The 21,959-nt window shown below is 65.2% G+C and carries 13 protein-coding genes; 4 read left to right on the forward strand and 9 right to left on the reverse strand.

Annotation, left to right across the window (positions count from 1 at the left end; genetic code table 11):
- Nucleotides 1-172 precede the first annotated feature (172 nt).
- Complete coding sequence (locus X738_RS74400; protein ID WP_023802824.1) at nt 173-2,218, forward strand: hypothetical protein; 2,046 nt, start codon at nt 173-175, stop codon at nt 2,216-2,218.
- A gap of 77 nt (nt 2,219-2,295) precedes the next feature.
- Nucleotides 2,296-4,188: a hypothetical protein gene (locus tag X738_RS74405; protein WP_156942706.1), complete on the forward strand. Its 1,893-nt coding sequence runs from the start codon at nt 2,296-2,298 to the stop codon at nt 4,186-4,188.
- A gap of 23 nt (nt 4,189-4,211) precedes the next feature.
- Here the strand turns inward: X738_RS74405 and X738_RS74410 are convergent, their stop codons facing one another.
- The 3 genes from X738_RS74410 to X738_RS74420 form a co-directional block, all read right to left on the reverse strand.
- Nucleotides 4,212-5,474 (reverse strand): S8 family serine peptidase, encoded by a 1,263-nt coding sequence (locus X738_RS74410; protein ID WP_023802826.1) that lies wholly within the window; start codon nt 5,472-5,474, stop codon nt 4,212-4,214.
- Nucleotides 5,475-5,918: 444 nt separating this feature from the next.
- A complete protein-coding gene (locus X738_RS74415) occupies nt 5,919-7,184 on the reverse strand; it encodes a S8 family serine peptidase (protein WP_023802827.1) in 1,266 nt (421 codons plus the stop codon).
- Between the two features lie 42 nt (nt 7,185-7,226).
- Nucleotides 7,227-9,845, reverse strand: coding sequence for a hypothetical protein (locus X738_RS74420; RefSeq protein WP_198032913.1), 2,619 nt, complete (start codon nt 9,843-9,845; stop codon nt 7,227-7,229).
- Between the two features lie 163 nt (nt 9,846-10,008).
- On the opposite strand from X738_RS74420, the gene X738_RS86395 reads away from it, so the two are divergent.
- Nucleotides 10,009-10,230 (forward strand): hypothetical protein, encoded by a 222-nt coding sequence (locus X738_RS86395; RefSeq protein ID WP_198032914.1) that lies wholly within the window; start codon nt 10,009-10,011, stop codon nt 10,228-10,230.
- A gap of 172 nt (nt 10,231-10,402) precedes the next feature.
- On the opposite strand, the gene X738_RS74425 is transcribed toward X738_RS86395, so the two are convergent.
- From X738_RS74425 to X738_RS74450, 5 genes are all read right to left on the reverse strand, one after another.
- Nucleotides 10,403-13,261, reverse strand: a complete 2,859-nt coding sequence (locus X738_RS74425; protein ID WP_156942707.1) for an acyl carrier protein — start codon at nt 13,259-13,261, stop codon at nt 10,403-10,405.
- 42 nt (nt 13,262-13,303) lie between these two features.
- Complete coding sequence (locus tag X738_RS74430; protein WP_023802830.1) at nt 13,304-13,528, reverse strand: hypothetical protein; 225 nt, start codon at nt 13,526-13,528, stop codon at nt 13,304-13,306.
- Nucleotides 13,525-14,313 carry a hypothetical protein gene (locus tag X738_RS74435; RefSeq protein WP_023802831.1) on the reverse strand — a complete coding sequence of 263 codons (789 nt, stop codon included), beginning with the start codon at nt 14,311-14,313 and terminating at the stop codon, nt 13,525-13,527. Before X738_RS74435 ends, X738_RS74430 begins: the two co-directional genes overlap by 4 nt.
- Before the next feature lie 391 nt (nt 14,314-14,704).
- Nucleotides 14,705-16,309: a trypsin-like serine peptidase gene (locus X738_RS74445; RefSeq protein ID WP_031256511.1), complete on the reverse strand. Its 1,605-nt coding sequence runs from the start codon at nt 16,307-16,309 to the stop codon at nt 14,705-14,707.
- A gap of 1,081 nt (nt 16,310-17,390) precedes the next feature.
- Nucleotides 17,391-20,339, reverse strand: a complete 2,949-nt coding sequence (locus X738_RS74450; protein WP_063830571.1) for an N-6 DNA methylase — start codon at nt 20,337-20,339, stop codon at nt 17,391-17,393.
- Between the two features lie 111 nt (nt 20,340-20,450).
- On the opposite strand from X738_RS74450, the gene X738_RS74455 reads away from it, so the two are divergent.
- The gene (locus tag X738_RS74455) at nt 20,451-20,744 is read left to right on the forward strand and encodes a hypothetical protein (RefSeq protein WP_156942708.1); all 294 of its coding nucleotides are present in this window, start codon (nt 20,451-20,453) and stop codon (nt 20,742-20,744) included.
- Nucleotides 20,745-20,864: 120 nt separating this feature from the next.
- Here X738_RS74455 and X738_RS87660 read toward each other — a convergent pair whose 3' ends face one another.
- A complete protein-coding gene (locus X738_RS87660; protein ID WP_023802836.1) occupies nt 20,865-21,548 on the reverse strand; it encodes an ATP-binding protein in 684 nt (227 codons plus the stop codon).
- Nucleotides 21,549-21,959 lie beyond the last annotated feature (411 nt).

Here is a 21,959-nt window from a genome sequence, read left to right on the forward strand (position 1 = left end):
GCCGGCTTGCGCGAAGCGCAATTTATGTGTTCGACTTGTAAACAAGATCAGCCATGAAAAACAATTCGAACTGCGACCCCGCCGAGAAAAAAGCGAGATTGGCAACTTTGTCGCGGACTAGCAGTTGACCAAGCCTTGCGTTTTGATGACTTGCAACCCAGGGAGAGAACCTATGCCACCATTCGAAGGATCCGACATTTCAGCCCTCGGTCTTTCCAATACCGAAGCCGAGGGGTTCGAGGCCATGCTTGCCGATCGCGAGCAGGAAGAGGTCACGCTCGAAATGGAGGCGGCGGATGATAGCCTCATCGTTGCCGGGGCGAGCGCCGATGGTGCAGTTGCGGCCGCCAGAGTGTCGGACGCCTCTTTCAAGCTGATCGTTGATTACGAGACCGGCGGGAAGGCTTTCTATGAGTTGGTGATCAAGAGCCGGCCGATCTGGCCGAAGGAGGCATCGGGGGTCACCATCGGCTTCGGCTATGACCTTGGCTATGTAACGCGCGACGAATTCCGCTCCGACTGGGCGGCGCTCCCGTCCGGGGACCGTAACCTGCTCGAAACCTGCGTCGGCTTCCACAGCGGCAAGGATCCCGCAACCAAGATGCAGATGCTACTGGCGTCGGTGAAACACATAATAGTCGCATGGGCGCCGTCGGAAGCCGTATTCAAGGCGAAGACTCTTCCAAAATTCGCCCTGATGACACAGAACGCACTGCCGAACACAGGCCTGCTCAGCGGGGATTGCTTCGGCACGCTGGTGTCGCTGACCTTCAATCGTGGCGCGTCCTATTCCAAGGCGCACAACCCGACCACTGACCCGAAGGACCGTTACCGCGAGATGCGGGCAATCAAAGCGGCAATGATAAGTCGCAAGTTTGGCGACATACCGGGTTTGCTAAAGGCCATGATCCGGATCTGGGTCGGCACGGCGGTCGAAACCGGCCTGAGGCGCCGTCGCAACGACGAGGCGGCGCTGTTTCTCACCGGGCTGGCGGCTCCTGTCGTGGCGAGCGGGCCGCTGGATTTCGGGGGCGACGCAGCCGCAGCGGATGCGGGCGCCACGGCTGCCGCAGCGCCATTGCCCGAAAGGGCAGAGAGCGTGCCGGCCAGCCAGCCGAACGACGAGAATTTCTGGACCGAGGTGTCAGAAGATGATCTTGCCGCCGAGGCCGAGAACGGGCTGAGCGGCGGTATTCTCGCCGGTGGCGCAACCTGGGCGCCAGACAATGTCCAGCCCGACTACGCCCATCTCGGCGGCAATTTGCTCCAGAACGCGTCCTTCGCGTTGAAAGCTGAGGATCTCCAGTTGCTCGCGCAGCTCAACGACTTCGACCTATCGGGCGCGGGCGATACGGTGTTGTTCGGCCTCCGCGGCTGCGGCGTCGTCAAGGACCACACTGTAAGCGGCGGCCCGATATTGATGGATCAGCGTCCCGACCACAATACGCCGCGCTGCATCATCGGCGTCTGGAAGCGAGCGACTGGGACTGTCTCGGTCTTTCCCGCTTCAACCGTACCGAACCAGGCTGCGGTTGCCCTCTACAAGCGCAACCGTTCGGCCGGCAACATACTGGCCACCGGACTGCACTCCTACGTCTGCGGCCCACACATCACCTCGCGGACGACACCGGGCTGTTTTCTGCTGCGTAAGCCTGACATGTCGAAACGCGTTGTCGTGGTGCGGCGTTCAACCGACGATCTGTCTTATCAGAAGACAGACATCGTCGACCGCTGCGCGCCCGGCGACAACATCCATCCGACATTCTTCAGCACGATGGCCGGCTTCTCCTCGCTCGGTTGCCAGGTCGTTGTGGGCACGTTCAAGGAGGGCAGGCACTCCGGCCCCTGGTCGGAGCTCCGCAAGGCAGTCGGCTTTACCGACAATGACGGCGAGCCAGGCAAGCAGTTCCGCTACATGCTGCTCACCGGCGCCGAGGCGCGCCTTGCGTCCAAAATGCGGATCGACGGACTCGCCGCCGATCCGTTGTCGCAGCGGCGGTTGAGGCGACTTAGACAGGGATCGTCTGGGCAGCGAGTAGACCAGCTACAGAGCAAGCTTCAGCTCGCCGAACCGGACGGGCAGATGGGGCCGTTCTCGACTGAGTCCCTACACAAGTTCCAGACCGCGCGGCAGGGCGCACGCGGCTCCGACGGCATCTTTTCTCCGGAGATGGACGAAGCGCTTGGCTGGGGCGTCTTCTCCACCGTCGGAGTATGACGATGCTGCTACGCGTCGCCGCGACGCTTTGCCTGTGGCTCGCGGTCGCAGTCGCGGCGACCGCGCTCGAGGTCGACATGACCGATGGCGGTGCAGTGGTCTGGCCGGTGCAGAGCGACGGGCCGACACTTCACGCGCAGATCATCATCCGCAACGCATCGAGCGCCGAACGGCGGTTGGCGCCTGCGGCGGAGTTGGTGCGCGATGACGACCACTCGCGGGTGATAGCGGATTGGGCGCTCGCGGAACCGCTCGGCGAAGGCGGGATCCTTCCGGCGAATGGCGAAGCAACGTATACCCTTTCCGCGACGCTTCCGCGACCGGGCAAGTACATGACCGAGATTACCGGCCACGTGCCAGGAACAGCCGGAGCCGAAGGTCGAGTATGGCGGATTGGAATTTTGCTCAACCGTGCAGTTACGCCGATTGGCGGGCCGACCGCGACGCTGACGACCAATCCGACGCAGATCACTTTCGGCCCGTTCGGAGGCGTCGACGGCGGGATCGTGAAGATCACCATGCGCAACGCCGGAACCGAACCGATCGAGTTCTTGGAGCCAGCGGTGTTCACGACGACGGCTTTGACTGGAGGAACCGATTTGGGCTTGAAATCAACCGGTCAACCGAGTGTCAACCTCGGCAACTGCACATCCCCGCTTGCCGCGGGCGCAGCTTGCGCATTGGAACTGAACCCCGGGGCACTTCCAGGACCGGGGGACTATCGGGTCGGTGTCGGCCTCGCCGGCACGGGTGGCGGCTGGGTGGAAGCGACGCAGGTTGTAAATGCACGCTGGCACTGGACCTGGGCGTTCCTTGTTGTCGTGATCGGTGTCGTCAGTGGCTGGATACTGCAAAACTGGCGTACAAGCGGGAAACCTGCTGCAGAGGCGTTGATAGCCCTCGCCCCGGTGGCTGACAGACTAAAGGCGCTTGCTCTCACCGTCACCGACGCGGAATTCATGTCGAAAGTCGAACGTCTCGATGCCGAACTCCGTGCCGCCGAGGGGCGAATTCGTGCATCAGGTCCCACTGCGGGCGAGGTCGGCCGGCTCGCGGCGCGCGTTCAGCAACTTGCGGAAGCATCCGGGCCGTGGCATGCATTCAAGAAAATGTCCGCCGACGCGCAAGCTTTTCTTGCCGAGCGCTGGTCGCCAATCGCCGACAAACTTGATGCCCCTTGGTCGGAAGAGCCCGATCCGGGCGCATTCCGATCGAGCCTGCGCCTGCTCGGCGACGATATCAGGTCCTGGCAGCAAATCGTCACGCAAAGGTCGCGCGCTGCCAGGCTCGAGGCGGCCCTGCGCGGACTTGGGGCGGCAGAGACAGACGGAACGGCCGCAAAAACACTCGCCGTTGAACTCCGCACCGCGACTAACGCAGTCGACGACGGCGGGCCGCTACCCGCATCCGGTGAAAGCGCCGCCACTCGCGCGGGGAAGATCAAGGCAATCGTCGACGCGAAAGAGATCGAGGCGTACGCGCTAGCCGACGCATCGAAGCAGATACTGCTCAAGGCCATCGCCACGCTCGGCGCGGACCCGGGAGCAAAAGCACTCGAGGCGAAAGTGCGCGCGCTCGTCTTGCCTTCAGCCGGAATCGTGGAGGATCTGCAGGCGTTGGCGACGCTCTGTCGGGAACATCACGAGGTCACGGCAGCAATCGCCGCAGCGGCCGGGGTCGTGGCGGCGGACGCGCAGGCCATTGAGCCGATCAACGTGCCGGGCTTGCCGCAGGTCACGCTGCCGCCTAGTTTCCTACTGCCGCCGCCGGGCAGTTCAGTCGAGAGTCTTCTAAGAACTGTTCGTCGCAACAATCTGATCATGACGGCCATCGTCGCGCTGATGGCCGGACTTGTCGGCGTGGCGACGCTGTGGGCGACGGACCCAACCTGGGGCGGCATCTCAAGCCTGATCACCGCCTATGTCGGCGGTGCAGCGTCGCGGATCGTAGTGGGCGATGCGGGCGGATAGTGCCCGCGCCGTTGGCGCTGTGACTAGGACGGCGCGCGCACATTGCCGCGCCCGCGGTGGGCCGCGGGCACGTCGGGATCGAAGTCGCCGGCGCGGGCACTGGCGATCACGCTTGCCCGCGTATCCGCACCGTTTACCGAACCGTTGTTTATCAGATTGTCCTGCCAGTAGAGCGCGGCTACGCCGGCGACATGCGGGCAGGCCATGCTTGTGCCATTCATTTGGACTAACCCGCCCAAATGGCCCGCGGAGACCACGTCCACGCCCGGCGCGCTGACGCGCGGATTAATGTTAGAGAACGGCGCGATACGGAGCTTGCTTGTGGAGCTGCGAAAGGCTGCGCCGACCGAGATCACGTCCGGCGTCGAAGCGGCCGGCACACTGGCGCCGATCACGAACTTCGGATCGACATTCGCTTGGCTTTCGTTTCCGGACGCCGCTATCACGACCGTTCCTCGGCTACTGGCGTTCTCGAGCATCAGCAGGCCAACATAGTTTTCAAACAGCTTGAGAGTTTCACGATAGGCAATCAGCGCGACAGAAACCGCCACCTTCACCGGTGCGCCGCGCAGTTGGAGTCGCTCAACCATGGCTGGAAAATCAAATCCGAGCGACATTGAGATGATATTGGCTTTGTTGTCGCCCGCCCACCGTAGGGCCAATAGTACCGAAGCGGTCGAGCCACGTCCGGCGTCGTCGAGCACCTTGCCGATCAGGACATCAGTGACGCCGCGCGCCACGCCGACGCGCGTGCCATCCACGTCACGGCCGAAGATGGTGCCGGCACAATGGGTGCCGTGGCCGTTGTTGTCGGTGACGTCGGTCGTTGGATTTGCTGAATCTAGGAAGTTGCGGCAGTTGCCGGCATTGAAGGCGATGCCAGCGAAGGCTGGATGATCCTTGTTGATGCCGGTGTCGAGCACCGCGACCTTCACGCCGGCACCGTCGCGGGGCGTGGCGTCTGCGCTGACACTGGTGATCCCCCAAGCAACACCAGCGGCCTTGGCCTCGGCAACGGCGTCGGGGTTGACCGGCAAGTCGAGATCACCGGCTGCCACCGGGTGCACGAGTGTTACCGGCATACTGGGTATGGCAGTCGTTTCAGGGTCCTCATTGGCTTCATGCGCCTGCTGGTCGTCGAGCTTCTCCGTCCTTACATCGAGGATGGTGCCAATCGGCGCATCGTCGTCGACACTGGCTATACCCCCCATCACGCCCCCATCGATTCCGTTTTGGAAATTCCCGTCCGGGCCTATCCGACGCACGATGATATAGTCGAGATCCATGCTTGTCTCCTCTGTTGCTTCCCATTCATGACGGCGGTTTGTCGTTCTTGCGCGGCGGGGAAGCGCCCTGACAACATGGAAGTTGGTTGGTATGCGATCCGGACCTAACCCGTCCAACTCCTCGGTGTTTCGAGGGCGCAGGCCCAGCTCTTCCCTTCCGCCCTCAGCCAATCACTGTCGAAAGCCTTACGTCATAATTCTATGGATTGCCAACAACTGTGAAGCGCGACCCGTTGATGAGGCGTTGATCAGCGAGTTCTTTCAGGGCCAGCAGTCATCATCCACGGTCGAACAAACCGGTCAAGATATATTACGTGCCCGAGAGCTGCTGCGCTTTCATGATCTGGTCCGTCGCTGGGCCTGAGCGCACTTCAATCCGGGATTAAGTCGCAGGGGAAACGTCAGCGGCATCTCGGCGCCGGGCCGCCTACCTCCAATCCAGCTTCAGGGCGCGCGCGGCATTCCTCGGCCCCGGCTGGCCTGCGTCACGTCCGCGTCGAAGTCGGTGCTCCTTGAATTGGCCACCAGCGCGGCCCGCACGTTGGAGGCCGTTGCCTGCTCGTTGGTCATCATCTCGTTCTGCCAGCGCAGCGCGGCCAGACCCGCGACGTGCGGACAGGCCATGCTGGTGCCGTTCATGGCGACGAGCCCGCCGCCCTTGCGCGCCGAAACGATGTCGACGCCGGGCGCGCTGAGCCGCGGCCCGACATTCGAGAACGGGGCGATCCGAAGCTTCCCGCTCGGGCCGCGATGCGCCGCCCCAACCGAGATGATGTCCTTCTCGCAGGCGGCTGGCACGCTGACCCCGACCACGTTGTCGGGGCCGACGTCGGCGCGGCTATCGTTGCCGGAGGCGGCCACCACGATCACCCCCCGCTTGGTCGCGTTCTCGAGCTGCAGCGCGGCGATCCACGATTCGACCTCCTTGAGCGTCTCGCGATAGGCGGTGAGCGCGAGCGAGGTGGCGAAGCGTACCTCGAGGTTCTTGCCCTTGCGCAGCCGGTCGACCATGCCGGGGAAATCGAAGCCGAGCGATATCGAGATGACGTGGATCGGCTTGTCCGGTGGCAAGTCCGCGATCCAGCGCAGGGCTCTCAGCATGCCGCTGGTGCTGCCACGGCCCTGGTCGTCTAGCACCTTGGCGACGAACAGCTCCTTGACCCCCGGCGCCACTCCGATGCGCACCCCGTCGACCGTGTCTCCGCAGATGGTGCCCGCGCAGTGGGTGCCGTGGCCGTGCCGGTCCGCGAAATCGTCGGGATCGCCGCCGGTGAAGTTGCGCCCGACGATCGTCTTGCCCTTGAAGGCCTGGTGCGTGGCGTCGATCCCGGTGTCCAGGATGGCGACGCGCACGCCGGCGCCGTCGGTCATCGACTGGTCGGCCCCGACGCTGGCGATGCCCCAGGCCATCGCGCCTGCCTTGGCCTCGCCGACCGCGTCGGCCGATACCTGCAAGCCGAAATCGACCGCCGCGCAGGGCTCGATCAGCGAGATCGGCATGTTGAGCAGGGCCTTCCGGCCAGCCTCGCTATTGATCGCCTGCGCCTGCTGCGGCGTCGCCACCGCGGTGGCGACCGAAGGCATCGTGGATTCCGATTCCGGCAGCGCGGGGCTTTCAGTTGCGCCCTGCAGGTAAGATGTGTCGACCGCCCGGTCGATGATTATGTAGTCCAGTTCGACCGGCCCCTGCAGTTTCCTGCGTCTCGCCATCGTTCTCTCCCTCGTTCAGTCTGCTTGGTGCGCCGGCGACAGTCAAGGAGCCCCGGCGCCTGAGCCGCCACTCGGCGGCGGCCGGTTGCACTCGAGGTAATCGCCCCGCCGGGCCGGGTCCGGGCACCAGAGGTCAAGCAAGCGCACATAGGCGGCGGCGGTTTCGGGCGCGAATTTGCGTACCTTGTCGAGGTCCGCCCGCGCCAGCGCGAGCGGCAGCACGAAAGCCGTGCGATAGAAGCCATCCCGCAGGAAGATGCGCGCGATGTGGGCGTCCGGGTCTGGACCGAACGGGGCGGAGGGTGCGAGCAGGTACCCTTCGACCTCCGCCTGCGCGGCGGCGAGCGTCTCATGGGTGCCCATCACCAGGGCAGAATCCAGTGTCGACTGGACTTGACCCTGCTGCTCCAGGAAGGCGGTGTCGGGAAATGTGCCGGGCGCCTCGTCGAGCCGGCGCGCGACCATTTTCGGTGTTTCGGGATAGGAGGCGAGACGGGCGAGGGGCAGCCTGGCGACCAGCTGCGCGCGGGCGAGGTCGACCACGCGCAACCGGCCGTCGATGCTGGCGGCCGCGACCTTGGTTCCGTCCGGCGAGATGGCGAGGTCGTCGACGATCCCGCCATGCTCGGGCAGTTCGAGCGTCTGCGGCGCGTCACCGGTCAGGTCGACCAGCATGAGCGCGTTGTCCGCGTCGCCGACGACGAGGAAAGTGCCGTCCGGCGCGACGGCGGCACTGACGGCGGGCGCATCGAGCCCAATCTCGCTGAAGACGAAGTAGGTTTGGTTTTGGCCGCGTTCGTCGGACCAGGTCTGCGGCGCCCGGATGTCCGCGACGAAAAGCTTGCCCGCCCGGGTCCGCAGCATCAGCCGTGATCCGTCCGCCGAGAGCAAGAGGCCGTCGCGGTCGGGCGGGGCGACGGGGTTGGTTGGATTGAGCGCCGTGAACGAGACACGCCCTTCGCCGATTGCGGTCACGCCTTTGCGGAAAGTGCCGAGCTCGCCGTTCGCCGAACGATAGGCGATCGTCCGTCCGTCGCTCGACACGAGCATCTGGTCGATATCCCTCCCGAGATTTGCCCGCAGGGCGGCGGCACCGGTCGCTGTATCGATCACTTCGATCGATTCGTCGGATATCTTACGGACGATCCAGTCGCCGTCACCGACAAGGTTGAAAAACACGCTTTCTCTGGCGTTGCCGCGCCGGATCAGCCGCAGGTCGCGCACGGCATAGAGATCGATCGTGGCGTCATTGTTGGCGATGATGAGGCGGCGCCCGTCCGAGGAAAAGGCGAGGCCGGCGGGACTGCCGCTTACGGTCGCTTCCACCGGCGTGGCGTCCCGATTGTCAAGGTCGTAGATGGTGATACGACCCTGCGGCCCGGTCGCGGCGAGCAGCCGGCCGTCATCGCTGAGCGCGGCCGCCTGCGTACCGGAAAAATTCGACCTGAGGGTGACGGGTTCCCCTCCGGAAGCCGTCACGAGCGTTCCCGAGCCGTTCGCCAGGAAATATACTGCCGCATTGCCACGGCGGCCGACCCGAGCTCCCCACATCGCCGACCCACCCGACTGGTCCGCGCCGTTGCTAAGGCCGATCATGACCCGGCGGAACGCATCCTGCACCTCGCCACCCATGAAGATCGCCTCGGCAACGCCCGGGGTTGCGAGCGTTCGATCGCTGATGCCGGGCGGAACATTCAGCGCCGTACGGCCGGAAATGCTGCCGTCCTCCGCGACATCGAGCAGGAAGTAGTTGGTGCTCTTGTCGATCGCCATCGAGGCGAGAATTCGGGATCCGTCCTCGGAGATAGCGATCAGATCATACCGACTGCTGTCGTCGATCCACTCGGTCCAATTCTCTCCCCAAAGCCCGGCTTCGGCGTGGGCAAACAGATGCATGGGGCCGAGGGGGGCGGCATCGTCCGGAGGGGTTGTACGAAACACATAGACCCGGCCTTCGGAATTCGCGGCGGCAAGCGTGATACCTTCGCCATTGCTCCCCGGAGCCATGCTGCCCCCCGCCGCTACCGCCACGATCGGCACGGTCGGAATATCTTGCTGCGTGCGCATGTAGACCTCGGGGTTCACGCCCGAAATCTGCTGCGTCATGTCGATGGTGACGACCGCGCCGTTCTCTGTGCCGGCGACCGCCAGCGTGCCGTCCGGCGTCGCCGCCAGCGCACGCACGCCGGTGAGCGTCCCGACCTCGCCGGCTTCCGCCACCGCGCCATTGGCGCCGAGCTCGTACCGGAACAGCCCCGTCGTTGGCGTCTGCGGCGCGACCTGCTGCTGTTGCTGTTGCTGGTTGGCTGCCACGGTGCGCCGCCCGGCGACGACTGGCAGCGGTGTGCCGGCGCCGAAAGCGAAAAGCCCTTCGTCGGCCTCGAGATCGTTGCCCGCGCAGGACAGCCAGACCCGTCGCAAGGCCGACGGCGGTGCTTCCGGGTCGAATTCCTGATTGAGATCGGCACGGACCGAAACGTGCATGAGCTGATTGAGGGACGGGCCACAGGAAGACGGGAGCACCTCGGCGATCGGCCCAACGGGCGAGGCCGTCGGTGGCAAGGATTCGAGCGCACCGGCCGCGATCTCGTGAACCAGCTGCGTGCCCCCGTCGGTTCCCATCGCGAGCCTGTCTCCGGACAACCAGGCGATGCTGGTCACCCTTTCAGATTCGGTCTCTTGTCCGACCTCGTCCTCGATCGCCGTTTCGACGCTGTGCAGCAGCCGTTGCGTTGCATAGCCTGCAGCGAGCGCCGCCACGAGCACCATGACGGACGCCGGCACGCGCCGAAGAAGCCGGCCCAGCGTCGCGGCAAAGCGACGGATGCCATTGCTCTGTGGGACCAGACCCGCCCTGCCGCTTCGAGCGGCCGACGACGCGGCGGGAACCGTCTGGTCGGGCGGCTGCGCGACCGTGCTAGACGAAGCATCGGCCGGTCGTGCCCGGGACGAAGCGGCGGCCGACGGCGCCTCGGGCGAGGCGCCGGACTGCGCTTCCTGCTTCACATCGGATCGGCTGCCGCTTGGGATTGCGGCCTTCGTCTGATCCGACGCCGGCCCGGAATGCGGTGCCGCCGATTCCAACCCGGCATCTTCGGCACGCGCGTCCTCGGCCGCCCCGGTCGGAGCCTCCGCGCCGGATGGCCGTTGGGTGCCCTTGCGCGCCGGGCGGCGTTCGCTGCGGCCGCCATCGGGGCCGGGCCGGTCCTGGTCCGCCGTCATCCCACCACCTCCCCGCGGTCTTCACGCACTGCCGTCACGACGGTGCCGATAGTCATCGGGACAGCCTCCTGTCCTGGCGGCGCCACCAGCTTCGGCGCTCCCGACCCCGGCGCGCCGCGTGCCAGCCAGCCAAGGCTCTTCAGCCGCCGGTACACGGCGATGCCGAGCAGGCCAAAAACAGTGACGACGGCAGCCACGATCAGCGGCAGCCACGCGCCCGGCGCATGAGGCGCATCGGCGCTGATTGGCCAGAACCACGCCATGGTCCAGCACCACAGCCCGACCGCGGCGACGACCGCCAGCCGTGCCAGGAGGATGTTGCGGATGCGGTCGAACGCCATGCCGAAGGAGACCGGCAGATAGAGCGTCGGAAGCACCTCCGGCATCTGGCGCAGCATCGGGTCGGCGATCACCTCGTCGGGCGGAATCTCCTCGCCGGCATCGTCCGGCAGCCAGATCGTCAGCGCGCGCTCGCGGTCGATCGCGTTTCGCGATGCACGGCCGCCGTCGCCGGCCGGCGCGGCGGCCTCGATCTTCTTCGCGCTGCGCAGCATAGCGGCGAGCGCCGCGTCCACCGCCGCGCGCTGCCCGGCCGGCAGCGCCGAGAACAGGTCCTCGCGCACCCACAGCGGCATGCGCCCGTGCCGGAACCAGGGCAGCAGGCAGAGCCGCGCCAGAAGCTCCTCGTCGTAGACCGGGCCGCGTATGCCGTAGAGCCGGTTGCCGAGATAGACGGTGATCGCATAGCGCAGCTGCGGATAGCCGGCGCAGCCCGCCAGCCAGTAGAAGCCGTCGCCGCCGAGCCAAGCCTGGAGCTCCGCGACCAGTTCGCCGCGCGCCTCGGCCGGCGGCGGGATGTCGGAAAGCATGGCATACTCGTCGTGCCGCACGAATTCCGGCCGCGGCGCCGCCGAATGCGTCACTTTGAGCAGCAGCCCGGACGCCTTCATCCAGCCCTGGATGCGCTGCACCAGCGCGTCGAAGTCGCCAGTGGCGGTCGGCGGCGGCGGGCGCCAGCGCGTCATCCGGCGTACGCCGAAGCCGACTGCAAGGTCTTGAAAGCTTTCCGCCGTGGCGCGGCCGATCGGTGCCGCGAGCGCGGCCGAAAGGTTCATCTCGCGCTCGCCCCATTCGGCCATCGGCACTGGCGTGAGCAGCATGCGTTGCGGCCAGACGCGCAACCGCTCCTGCACGAAGGCGAAAGGCCGCTGGCTGAAATAGTCGACCAGCTCCTGTCCGTCCGTCACCAGCACCAGGCGCGCGTCGGGGTGCAGCTCGCGCAGCGCCCGCAGGTCGAGCGGCCCTGTTTGCGTGCTGCGCGCGCTGGCCCCGACAAGGGTTTGCGGATCCGGGCTGTACTCGTAGATGTGCAGCACCAGACCTCCGGCGTCCAGCGCCTCCAGAAGCCGCGTAATGCGCATCGCCTCGTGGTTGTTGTCGCGCCGCGCCGGCATCAGGAACAAGAATTCCGTCGTGCGACTGCGCGTCCCGAAAACCGGTTGCGAGAACCCGCCGCGCCGAAGGGTAGCCGAGATGCTGCGCCCTACGTCGAGGCGGCCGGAAGGAGCCGGCTGATGCCAGGAAAGCTGTCGCGCGAGCCGGCGCGCGGGTTTTGGCGCCGTACGGGCGAGTTCGCGCGCCGCGATCGGCACCGGCGTGCCGCGCATATCGTTCGGTGGACTGCGCAGCGCCGCGCGCCATGCGCTCACTATCGCCCAGCCGACACCGGGCAGCAGCGGCAGGAACAGCAGCCAGCGCGGCCAGTCCGGCCATTGCCGGGCGACGGGCCGCATCGCGTCGCGCGGGTCTTGGCCGCCCAGCGCTTCGGCGACCACTCGGACGGCGTCCGCAACCGTAGCGCCGACCCGGGCACCGGTATCTCCATCCGATCCGCTGCCTGACCGGACATAAATCACCCCTTGCGCCTGGTCGTCGGTAATCGTGATACCGAACCGACGGTTAAGTGCGGCAACGAAATCCCAGATACCGTAGGCTCCATCCCCACTATAGATGCCGAGGTCTTCGTTGAGCCGTGTTTGATCAGTGACAGTTCGAGGATCGACCTTCGTTCGCGCACCAAGGACATCGAAGAGGCCGTCACGAATCTGGCGCAGCCGCACCGCCTCCATGCGCGCCTGCAGCGTCGTCGCCGCACCCTCCGACTCCTCGTCCGGCGTGCCTTGTGCGGCGACGTCGATCCCCAGTCGCAAGCGTTCGCGGTCCAGCCCGACGGCCAGATCCGTCTCGGCTGCTGCCAGCGAATACTGGCCGAGCGCGTAGGCGCCCGCGAGCGTCGGGGGGATCGGGTCGTAGACCGGCAACGGCCAGCGCTTCAGCATCGCCTGCAGGAACAGCGCCGGCTCGCTGACGAAATCCGATTCGCCGGCGTAATATTCCGCGAGCGTATAGGGCGAGATGCTGAAGCTGTACTGCTCGGCCGCGGCGATCGTCACGTTGAGAAAACGCCGGCGCGCCGACTGGGCGGGATCGGATGGCCGCGACGAGTCGGGTTGCGACTGCGGTCGCGTATCCTGGTATGGCGGCCTCGCTACGCAGTTGACCTGGCACGGCGGTGGGTCGGAAACGGCGGCGCGTGGGCCGAACTGTGTCCATATCCAGGGCAGCAATATGGCGGCTGCCAAGACGGCCAGCCCGGCGCCGACATCGCGGCGGAAAATCACGTGCAGCACCGCTCGCACCAAGTCGGCGAGACGCATTTTCGGACGCTTCGGCGGTTTCGCCGGTACAAGGCTCTTGTCAGGCGGCATCGGGTGTTGCGGTTCCGCCGGACCCATCGCCGGTTCGAACCGGCCCGGCAGCGGAAAGGCACGCAGCGTCTGGTCGAGCGCCTGCACCGACTCTCGCGTTTCGGCCAGCACCGGCGCGAGATAGCGACGTCACAGCGCTACCGCGTTCTCCTCGCCGCTGCGCCGCCAACTTGCGCCGGCATTGAGGCCGGTCATCGTCATGATGGCATCGGCGCGCTGGCGCGGCGATACCCGCTGCAGGGTCGCTCCCACGCCCGCGGAGATCCGCTCGCTTTCATAGGCGAGGAAGAACCGGTCCAGTTGGGTCTGCGTCCAGACGAAACGATAGGAGATGCCGTCCGACATCGCCGTCATTCGCTCTCTGGCGAGGCCATCGGCGGCAGCATTGCGCGCAGCGTGTCGCGGTCGGTTTTGAGCTTGGCGAGCGCCACCACCGCCGCGTCGAGCCGCTCGGCGAGATCCGGCTTTTCCTGGCTTTCGGGCGCCGCCTGCACCGCATTGCCCTCTGTCGGCCCCTCCGCCGCGCCTTCTTTCGGCGTTGCAATGAGGAAGGCCGCGTCGACGATTTCCGACACCCCTGCCTTCTTGTCGACCGGCTGCTGCCGGAACTTGCCGACGAGATCGAGCAATTCCTTGCGGTCGTCGTAGTCGAGCACGAGGTCAAGGCCAGTGCGCTCGAAGCGTCGCTTCAAATTGTTCTCGATGATGTCGTGCAGCATCTTGTCGTCGGGGAACTGGATCTCGTGGAACACGCAGCGGCGTAGGAACGCGTCGGGCAGCTGCCGCTCCTCGTTGGAGGTGATGACGATGATCGGCCGCAGCGCAGGGTCAGACGGGAAGGCTGGCGTGCGCGCTGGCTCGGGCCTGCCGGACCCGGCCGCGGGGCCGGCAACGGTCCCGCTGCGCCCGAGTTCGGGCACGCTGAATTGCATTGTCTCGAGTTCCGAAAGCACGTCGTTGGGAAAGTCGCGCGAGGCCTTGTCGATTTCGTCGATGATCACCACCGAACGGCCCGATTCCGGCTTGGTTGCCGACACGGCCGCAGGGGCAGCACCCGCCACCGCCCCGGCCGCCCCTTTGGCATCGCGGTCATCCTGCGGATGCCGGTAGGTCCGCTCGCCGTCCAGGAGGTGGCGCACGGCGGCGAAAGGATGCGCGTCGAGGATCGCGGCGCCCAGCGCCTGGTATTCGATGTAATCGGCAGCGCCGATCCGCTGGGCCTCCTCGCCACCGAAATTGGCGTCGCGGAAGCGACGAATCGCGTCATAGGTGTAAAACAGGTCGCGCGCCTCAGAGACCGATNCCGAGCCGGCGCGCGATCGCGTAGCCGAGCTCGGTCTTGCCGCCGCCCGGCTCGCCCGACACCAATAGGGGTCGCCCCAGTCCGATCGCCACGTCGACGGCGGCCTCGAGTTCGGGATTGAACACGTAGCCCTTGCCGCGGAACGGCTCGACGACGCCGTTCGCGCTCAGCGGCACCACCTGATCGCTTTTCTTGTCCGAGAAGGAACTGAACCACATGGCCTTTTCCTATTTGGTGTCGCGGCAATAGATGGACGTGACGCGCCGGAGCTTCGGCTCGATCGCCGCAAAGGGCATCGGACCGAGACGGAAGATCCTGTCGATTTCGTTGCTGAGTGCGTCTCTATCAATCTTGTAGGCGTGATCGATGGCCTTGATCCATTCGTCGAGCTGGTCACGGGCGATGTCGGTCAGGTCGAGGCAGCGGCCGCAGCCGTCCGGCGGCGGATTGCGCCAGAAGCCGGCGACGCCGCTGCCGCCCCGGCTGTTCGGCCGGGTGTCCTCATAGACGAAGATCACTTGGAATTTGCCCTTCGCCGTGAGCGGCACGCACAGCCGGCCTACCTCGGCGACCATAATCTTCTCGCGTTCGAAATCGGGGCGCTTGGCGAACGTCGTCCCGATCACGAAGACGGTGCCTTGCCCTGGATCGATCTTCCACTCGATCTCGCGGGCGATCTTGGCTGCGGCTCCTATGGGATCGAGCTGCGTGTCCACGATCGGCGAACTGCCCGCCCAGCCGTTCTGCGACCTTCCCGATTTGAGAAGCTCGGACAGCCGGTCGTTCCGTTCGGCCCGGGACAATCCCTCGAACGCGAAGCTCGCCTGGCGCAGGCGCGTCATGAAGAATTTCTGGCCGTCGGCCGTGCGGCAGCCGATCGCATGCACGAGGCTTTTCTGCACCGCGCGTGAATCGATAATGTCCCATTCCGGCCGGTCACGGTCGACCAGCGGCAGCGCCCGGGCATGTCGGTCTCGCAGCAGGCCCTGGCCGATCTCGGCAGTGCTCTTGGCGACCGCGACCTGGGCCGGATTCTCCTTCGGTGGCAGCGTCTCCTGGTAGATCTTGGGAAAGCTGGCGAGCAGCTGGGCGGCAACCAGGCCGAGCGGGATGGCGCGCTGGCCGGGCGGCAGCGGCTTCTGGTCGGGCGTGACGGTCTCCAGCGCCGAATCCGGATCGCCAGCGTGGTGGAGCGCGACCGGGTCGAGGTTCTTGCCGTAGCAGATCGCGCCCGAGGAGCCGTGCCGGGTCTCCGCATTGTGCGTGACGCGCAGCCAGCCCGCGTCGACGGACAGGATCGTGCCGCGCGCCGGCAGGTCGGGCATCGCGCAGCTCGACACCTGGCCGCCCTCGACCACGCAAGGGTGATGATAAATGTCGATCGGCGTGCCCTTCTCCACGCGCGTTTCCGGCTTGGGCAGCACCAGCCATCCCCTCCGCGCCGGGCGGCCGACGTAGCGCCATCCGGCGGCGACACCCTCAGCCGGCGGGCCGTCGCCTACTTTTTCAGCTATGCGGACGACTGCGTAGTCGAGTTTGTCCGGTTCGACATCCCGTGTTGGGTCGAGATCGCGCCAGGAATAGAAAGACTTCGCCACGAGCCAGTCCTGCGCGAGCACGACTACCCGGCCCGTTCCCGGCGCGAAGTAGTCGAAACGAACGCGCGCCGCCGCCTGCCGCGCCGCATTCTTCTCAAGCCTTTCGACCACGTGGTAGTTGGTCAGAACAAGATCCGGACCGATCAGCGCGCCGGTGCCGTACACGCCGGCGAAATCCTCGAAAGCGCAGGTCCAGCTCCTGCGCTGCGCCCGCAAGGTTGCCTCGTTCGTCACCTGCGTCCCTGAAACGTGTTTCGCTCCTCGCCGGACGACGCCCGGCACTTTATTTTCCGATAAATGCTTGGAACATGCAATCCGTTGGAAGGGCGATTATATATGTAAAGTACATAGTCGCTTAGCGTGAGCAGCTCTTGTTCTGATCCCTACGATAACGTGCTCTATCCATTCGTAATCGTGCGGAAGGGGAAGTAATGTTGGTGGATATGATGAGCGGTGCACCGATCCCAGCTGCCCTACGAACCGGAGGGTCGCCGTCTCACGGCACGGGTGACCACCGCCGAGGTCGTCGACGAAACAAGTCGAACGAGTGTAGGTTTGCTCGGTGCTGAAAAAGAGCGTCTGGTAAGGTTCAGGCCTTTCAGGGCGATCGCCCGTGCGCTGTTGATCGGCTGTAGAACCTGTATTGCGCGCGAGCGTGCGGGCATCAGCCTCCGTAAACGAGCAGGACAAGATAGCTTCCCACTCATATAATGCACCATCGAAATCCTTTGCGCCCTGGGAGGCGAGGGCGAGCGCCAGCCCATACTTGCGTCACTGTTTGCGAATCGTGGGATGAGCTTGAGTTTCGCAGCCCGATGCGCTTCGTCGAAAATCACGGCGTGGATGCAGGCCCTAGCCCCGATGGGGGCGGCTCTGCTGTGGCAGGCGAGCGGGGGACGCGGTTCCGGCGCGATCTTCGTCGGGTCTCTGCGCTGTGTGCTGGCTTCTGGTTGCAGCGGTACGGTCGGAGCGATAGCACTCTATCCTCAAGATCGGGCGTTCACGGACCTTCGCCACCCGGCATCCTCAGCAGTCCGCCAGCTATTCGAAAGCTCACGCTGAACAGCCCCTTCCCGGTTTTCGTCTGAGTCGAACCATTTTCGCAGCTCCACGTTCCAGCGGTTCCAGGCTGCCCTTTATGCGACTTTCGAAGCACAAATAGTGAACATTGAGGTCGTGGCTCATGTGTTTCGACGTTAACAGCTCTGGCTCAGTTCGCGGCGGCGGGCATTATGAAATGGCTAGAAGGTGGCCGAACAGCGGACGGGCAGGTAACGGGCGGTTCGTTTGGATAGCGGACCTTCTGGAGTGCAGATCAAGGAGGAAGCAGCGCGTCAACGAGCCGCTCGATCGTTTCCGCTACGCCGTCGGCAACCAACGCCTCCCGGATTATTCGCCGCTTGGCGGTGAAATGCGCGGCGTCGGGCAGTAGAACACGCGCGGCGACCTCGGCGGCGCGCAACGCCGCCGCGGCGAGATCAGCGTGCAGCGCTTCGGCCGCGTCGAATTCAGGGATCGGCAACGTCCAAACAAGGTTGCTGAAGTGTCGCGGATCTCGTTGGCCCACGGGCTGCAGGTCCCTGACACGATCGAGTACGATTTGGCTGTTGAGAACAGCGGCAACATAGGCCGCTTCCTCAATCGAGTTTGCTGCAGCCCAATGGGCCTGTTGATCAATGAAAGCACCGTCATCTTCGATCCAGCACGCACTCAGCCGTGTACCCGACTTTGTATACAGCACACGTATTGGTATTCTCTCAGCCTGAGCTGTCAGCTTCTGTAGATGATTAGTTCCTTGAGCGAGGGACGCACGAGGTGCGCCGTCGGCTTTCTTATTGCTATGCTCATCCCATTTCGCTTCGGCATCGCGTAGCCAAGCAGATAGACCACGATGGCCATGGGCGTCGGCAGTCACCGAGGTCAGGATCTCTCCCTCCTGCATCGGAACAACGCCGGTTGCCAACGTGAGAAGGCGATATGGAGCTATGGATTCGCCTAGCGCGATCGGCCTGATAAAGGCGCGCTCTACCGGTCCTTCAGGCGGCGCGACCGCCGTCCAAGGGTCCTTATCAAGATTACCAACGCGCCCACGCACGCGTGGTGCTTCGCGTCGGCTCTGCAGGCGGCCTGAAGCCGCGTACTCGACGAAGAAGAAGCGCCGCGGAGAAAAAGGCGGTCCCTGACGGAAGCGGCGACGGTATGGCGACGCGGAAATCAGCGTGCGCGCCCTTGGCCACGGGGCTAGCATATGTGCCAGAGCATCCGCTGCCTCAGCGTCGCTGGCGTCGCGCCTGGGAAGAATGCCCACCCAACGATCGACCTCGGCCGGCGGCAAACCATCGCGGTCGCGTCTTCCAAAGAGCACGCAGGTGCTCGTCGTGCTGGTGCCCGATTTCGCGCCGAAGATCGGCCACACCCGCTCCAGCCCCCAGCCGCCGGTGATCGCGACCCGCACGCGCTCCATGCTCCCGTCGCGCATTCCGGCGAAGACGGGTGCGTTGAGCGCGGCATAGGGCAGAACCAGCGCCAGCGTGCCGCCGTCGCGCAGATAGCGTTCGGCGCCGCGCGCCCAGAACAGCGCGAACATGTCCTGATGCGTGGCGAGGCTGCCGCCGACCCAGAGATTATAGCTCCGCAGAGCCTCGCGCAGGCGGTCCTTCATGTCCGCGCTCAGGTGGCGATAGACGATCCAGGGCGGATTGCCGATCAGCACGTCGGCCCGGTGATCGGGATGCGACAGCCAGACCGGGCGCAGCAGGTTCCGCAGGATGAAGGTCCAGATGTGGTTTCGGCCGTCGAGATAAAGCTGCTTCAGCTGCGCGAAGGTGCGGCCGAGCATGGCCGCGTCCTCGGCGGTGGCGCCAGCGCGGGCAATGGCGTCCCGAATCGCTTCCGGCTCGGCGAGCGTGTCGAGCCCGCGGTTGAGCTCATCGAGCGCACGCTCGAATAGATTGTGGTCGCTCGCGAGGCCGGCAGGGATGCGCAGTGGCGGATCATTGGGCGGCACGTCGACCAGCACTTCGGCGGACGCGCCGAGCGGGCGCAGGCTCCATTGCATGGAGTCGCCCATGTAGACCGGCACGGTAAGCGTGGGCGGCCGGTCCTGCACCAGATCGCCAAGCGCCAGCAGCCACGTGACGCGCGCGAGCGCGACCGCGACCGGATGCACATCTATCCCGAACACGCGATCGGCGCAGATAGCCACGATCTCGGCCGGCGGCAGCCGCGCCTCCCGGCCCGCTTCGATCAGGCGGCGCAGTGCATGGAACAGGAAGGTCCCCGACCCGCAGGACGGATCGAGCACGCGCTGCTCCAGCGGGCGCGGGATCGCGGCCGCGACGACCCGCGCGGCCAGCCAGTCGGGCGTATAGTATTCGCCCAGATCGTGGCGTTCGTCGGGGTCGATCAGGCTCTCATATAGGCTCTTGAGCACGTCGACCTTGACGTCGCGCAGGCGAAAACGCACCGTCTCCGCAGCAAGCGAGCGCACCAGGTCATCCCCGCCCCTGGCGAGCAGCGGCCAGTCGAAGAAGTCGGCCTCGACGGCCCCGACAATGCCTTCGTTGGCGAGAAGCCGGCCCGACAACATCTCCGCCGGATCGCCGATCTCCAGATCGAGGACGCGCGCCGCGATCGCCTTGACGAGGATGGTCAGATAAGTGTGCTGGAGGAACAGTGCGTCGCTGCCGACGTCGTCGCCGTATACCTGACGCAGCAATCCGTCCCACAGGTTGCGCTTCAACCGAACTTCGGGATTGTCGCCGACCTCCGACCACAGCCGCTGGAGTTCCGCATGCGCGCGGCCGAAGGCGAGGCTGTATCGGCCGAAGGCGAGCGCGACGGCGATCGGTGTCGGCATCACCTCGGGAACAGGTGACAGCAGCGGCTCGAGCCAACTCAGCAGCTGTTCGGGATGCTCGACGTCGACGTCGTAGCGGCCGATCGGCGCGAGCGTGCCGCGATCGAGCGCGTAGGCGAGCAGCGTCGCGCCGTCGGTGGCAAGACCGACGGTGGTGCGGCCGGGCGCACTGCCTCGGCTGGCGTCGGCCAGGTAGTGGGGCATGCGGGCGAGGACATCGCGCTCTTCGCGGCGAAGATCACTCTTCAGCTCGATGACGGTGGCGCCCCACGCCACGTCGATGCGCCCACTGTTGTCGACAAGATAGCGTTCGTGCTCCAGCTCGCTGAACGCGGCGCCGAAGCCTTCTCGCAGCAGTTCCGTGACTAGGCCGCGCAACGCCTCGTGTCGCGGCCGCGAGGCCATCGATCGAACGATGTCGGGCAGGCGGTCCCCGCGCCAACTGTTTGCCACTTTTCCCCTCCCGCTTCGGTCCACACCGTTGCCGCCGCATGCGCGAGAGCATAGGTTGCCAGCATGAGACTCACGCAAGCAGACTTGTTCGCGCAAGACGACGCCGAACGCAATACATTGTCGCAATCACAGCGGGTGGCGATTCGCTCGCGCTTGGAAGCAACGCTGGCCAGGCTCGAAGCTACGGCAACCTTCCCTTGGCACGATCCGCTGGACGCCGTGCACCAGGAGAACCGCTTCCAACGCGACACCGAAATGCTCGGCGAAGAGGGCGCCGTCCTGTGGGCACGGTTCGACAAAGAGATGGACCGGCTGTACTCGACGCAGTTCTCTCCAAATGCCCGCGCAACGGGATAGACGCACTGAACGGCAGTTTACCGGAATGCTTGGACATCGCCCAACGTCGTAAATGAGGGCGAAGCAGTCGTACACAATGCAACTTTCCTCGAGAGCCGACCAGCAACAATGCCGCTTGAATTAGCCGAGCTCGTGGATCACCACGTCCGGAATGACCGCCCTGGCGATGTCGCACAGGTGCTGATGATGGGTCAGGTAGATTACCTGGCCTACGCCGGCCATCTCGCCGAACAGGCGGAAGACTTCCTCCGATCTGAGATGGTCGAAGGTCTCCATGATGTCGTCGGCTATGAACGGTACAGCGGGCCTGAGCTTGGCAAACTCATAGTATCCGGCCAGGCGTAGAGCGAGGTAGAGCTGGAAACGCGCGCCTTTCGACAGAGCGTCTGCGACCTTCGAGTGGCCATCCTGCTGCATTGCGATGAGAACCTCGCCGCCCTTTACCGGCTGGGTGGTCAAGCCTGTGTACTGGCCCCGCGTGATCAGTGCAAAGGCTTCGGAGGCCTCGCTCATCATTCCAGAGCGGTGGCGTTCGCGATAAACCCGGAGCGCGCTCGACGCCGACATCACCCCAAGCTTCAATTCGATGTAGCGGACGGCCTTTTCCTCGATTTCGAGAAGGACGGTGCGACGATCGGCATCGATCCGGGCAACTGCGCTGTCGCCACCGATCGCATCGAGCTTGTCCGTCGCACGCGTACGCCGGACCAGTTGCTGTTGTAGTGATTCATCGAGGTCGGCTAGCCGCCGCTCGACCTCGGCCTTTTCAATTGCGAGCCCATCGAGATCGAGGCCTTCCAGCACCGACTGCGCCTGGATGAAGTCGTCGAGGGCGAGCTCGCTCGCCAGTCGTNATCGAGATCGAGGCCTTCCAGCACCGACTGCGCCTGGATGAAGTCGTCGAGGGCGAGCTCGCTCGCCAGTCGTTCTTCAAGCTCGGCCGTGGCACTCTGCAGACCGTCCCGCTCGCGAAGCTGTTCATCGCGCTCCCCAACCTCCGGGAGCGTTCTCACACCAAAGGCATCGAGCACTTCCTGTTTTGTTGTCTCGTGTGCCGCGACTTCAGCGTTCAGTGCCTCTCGAACGTCCTGCAACTTTTGAACGTCAAGCAGCAGATTTGCCCTCGCCTCGCGGGCACGCTCGGCTTGCTCTAGACGCTCTGTCAGCCTGACACTCACCTGTTCTGGGGCCTCGCCGCTTGCACCCTCGCCGGCC

This window comes from Mesorhizobium sp. L48C026A00 (assembly GCF_000502375.1).
GTDB lineage: Bacteria > Pseudomonadota > Alphaproteobacteria > Rhizobiales > Rhizobiaceae > Mesorhizobium > Mesorhizobium muleiense.

Excerpts from the sequence above, each read along its gene's own strand:
- X738_RS74400 (WP_023802824.1), top strand. The coding sequence starts at position 173 with ATGCCACCATTCGAAGGATCCGACATTTCAGCCCTCGGTCTTTCCAAT.
- X738_RS74405 (WP_156942706.1), top strand. The coding sequence starts at position 2,296 with ATGACCGATGGCGGTGCAGTGGTCTGGCCGGTGCAGAGCGACGGGCCG.
- X738_RS74410 (WP_023802826.1), bottom strand. The coding sequence starts at position 5,474 with ATGGATCTCGACTATATCATCGTGCGTCGGATAGGCCCGGACGGGAAT.
- X738_RS74415 (WP_023802827.1), bottom strand. The coding sequence starts at position 7,184 with ATGGCGAGACGCAGGAAACTGCAGGGGCCGGTCGAACTGGACTACATA.
- X738_RS86395 (WP_198032914.1), top strand. The coding sequence starts at position 10,009 with ATGCCATTGCTCTGTGGGACCAGACCCGCCCTGCCGCTTCGAGCGGCC.
- X738_RS74430 (WP_023802830.1), bottom strand. The coding sequence starts at position 13,528 with ATGACGGCGATGTCGGACGGCATCTCCTATCGTTTCGTCTGGACGCAG.
- X738_RS74450 (WP_063830571.1), bottom strand. The coding sequence starts at position 20,339 with ATGGCCTCGCGGCCGCGACACGAGGCGTTGCGCGGCCTAGTCACGGAA.
- X738_RS74455 (WP_156942708.1), top strand. The coding sequence starts at position 20,451 with ATGAGACTCACGCAAGCAGACTTGTTCGCGCAAGACGACGCCGAACGC.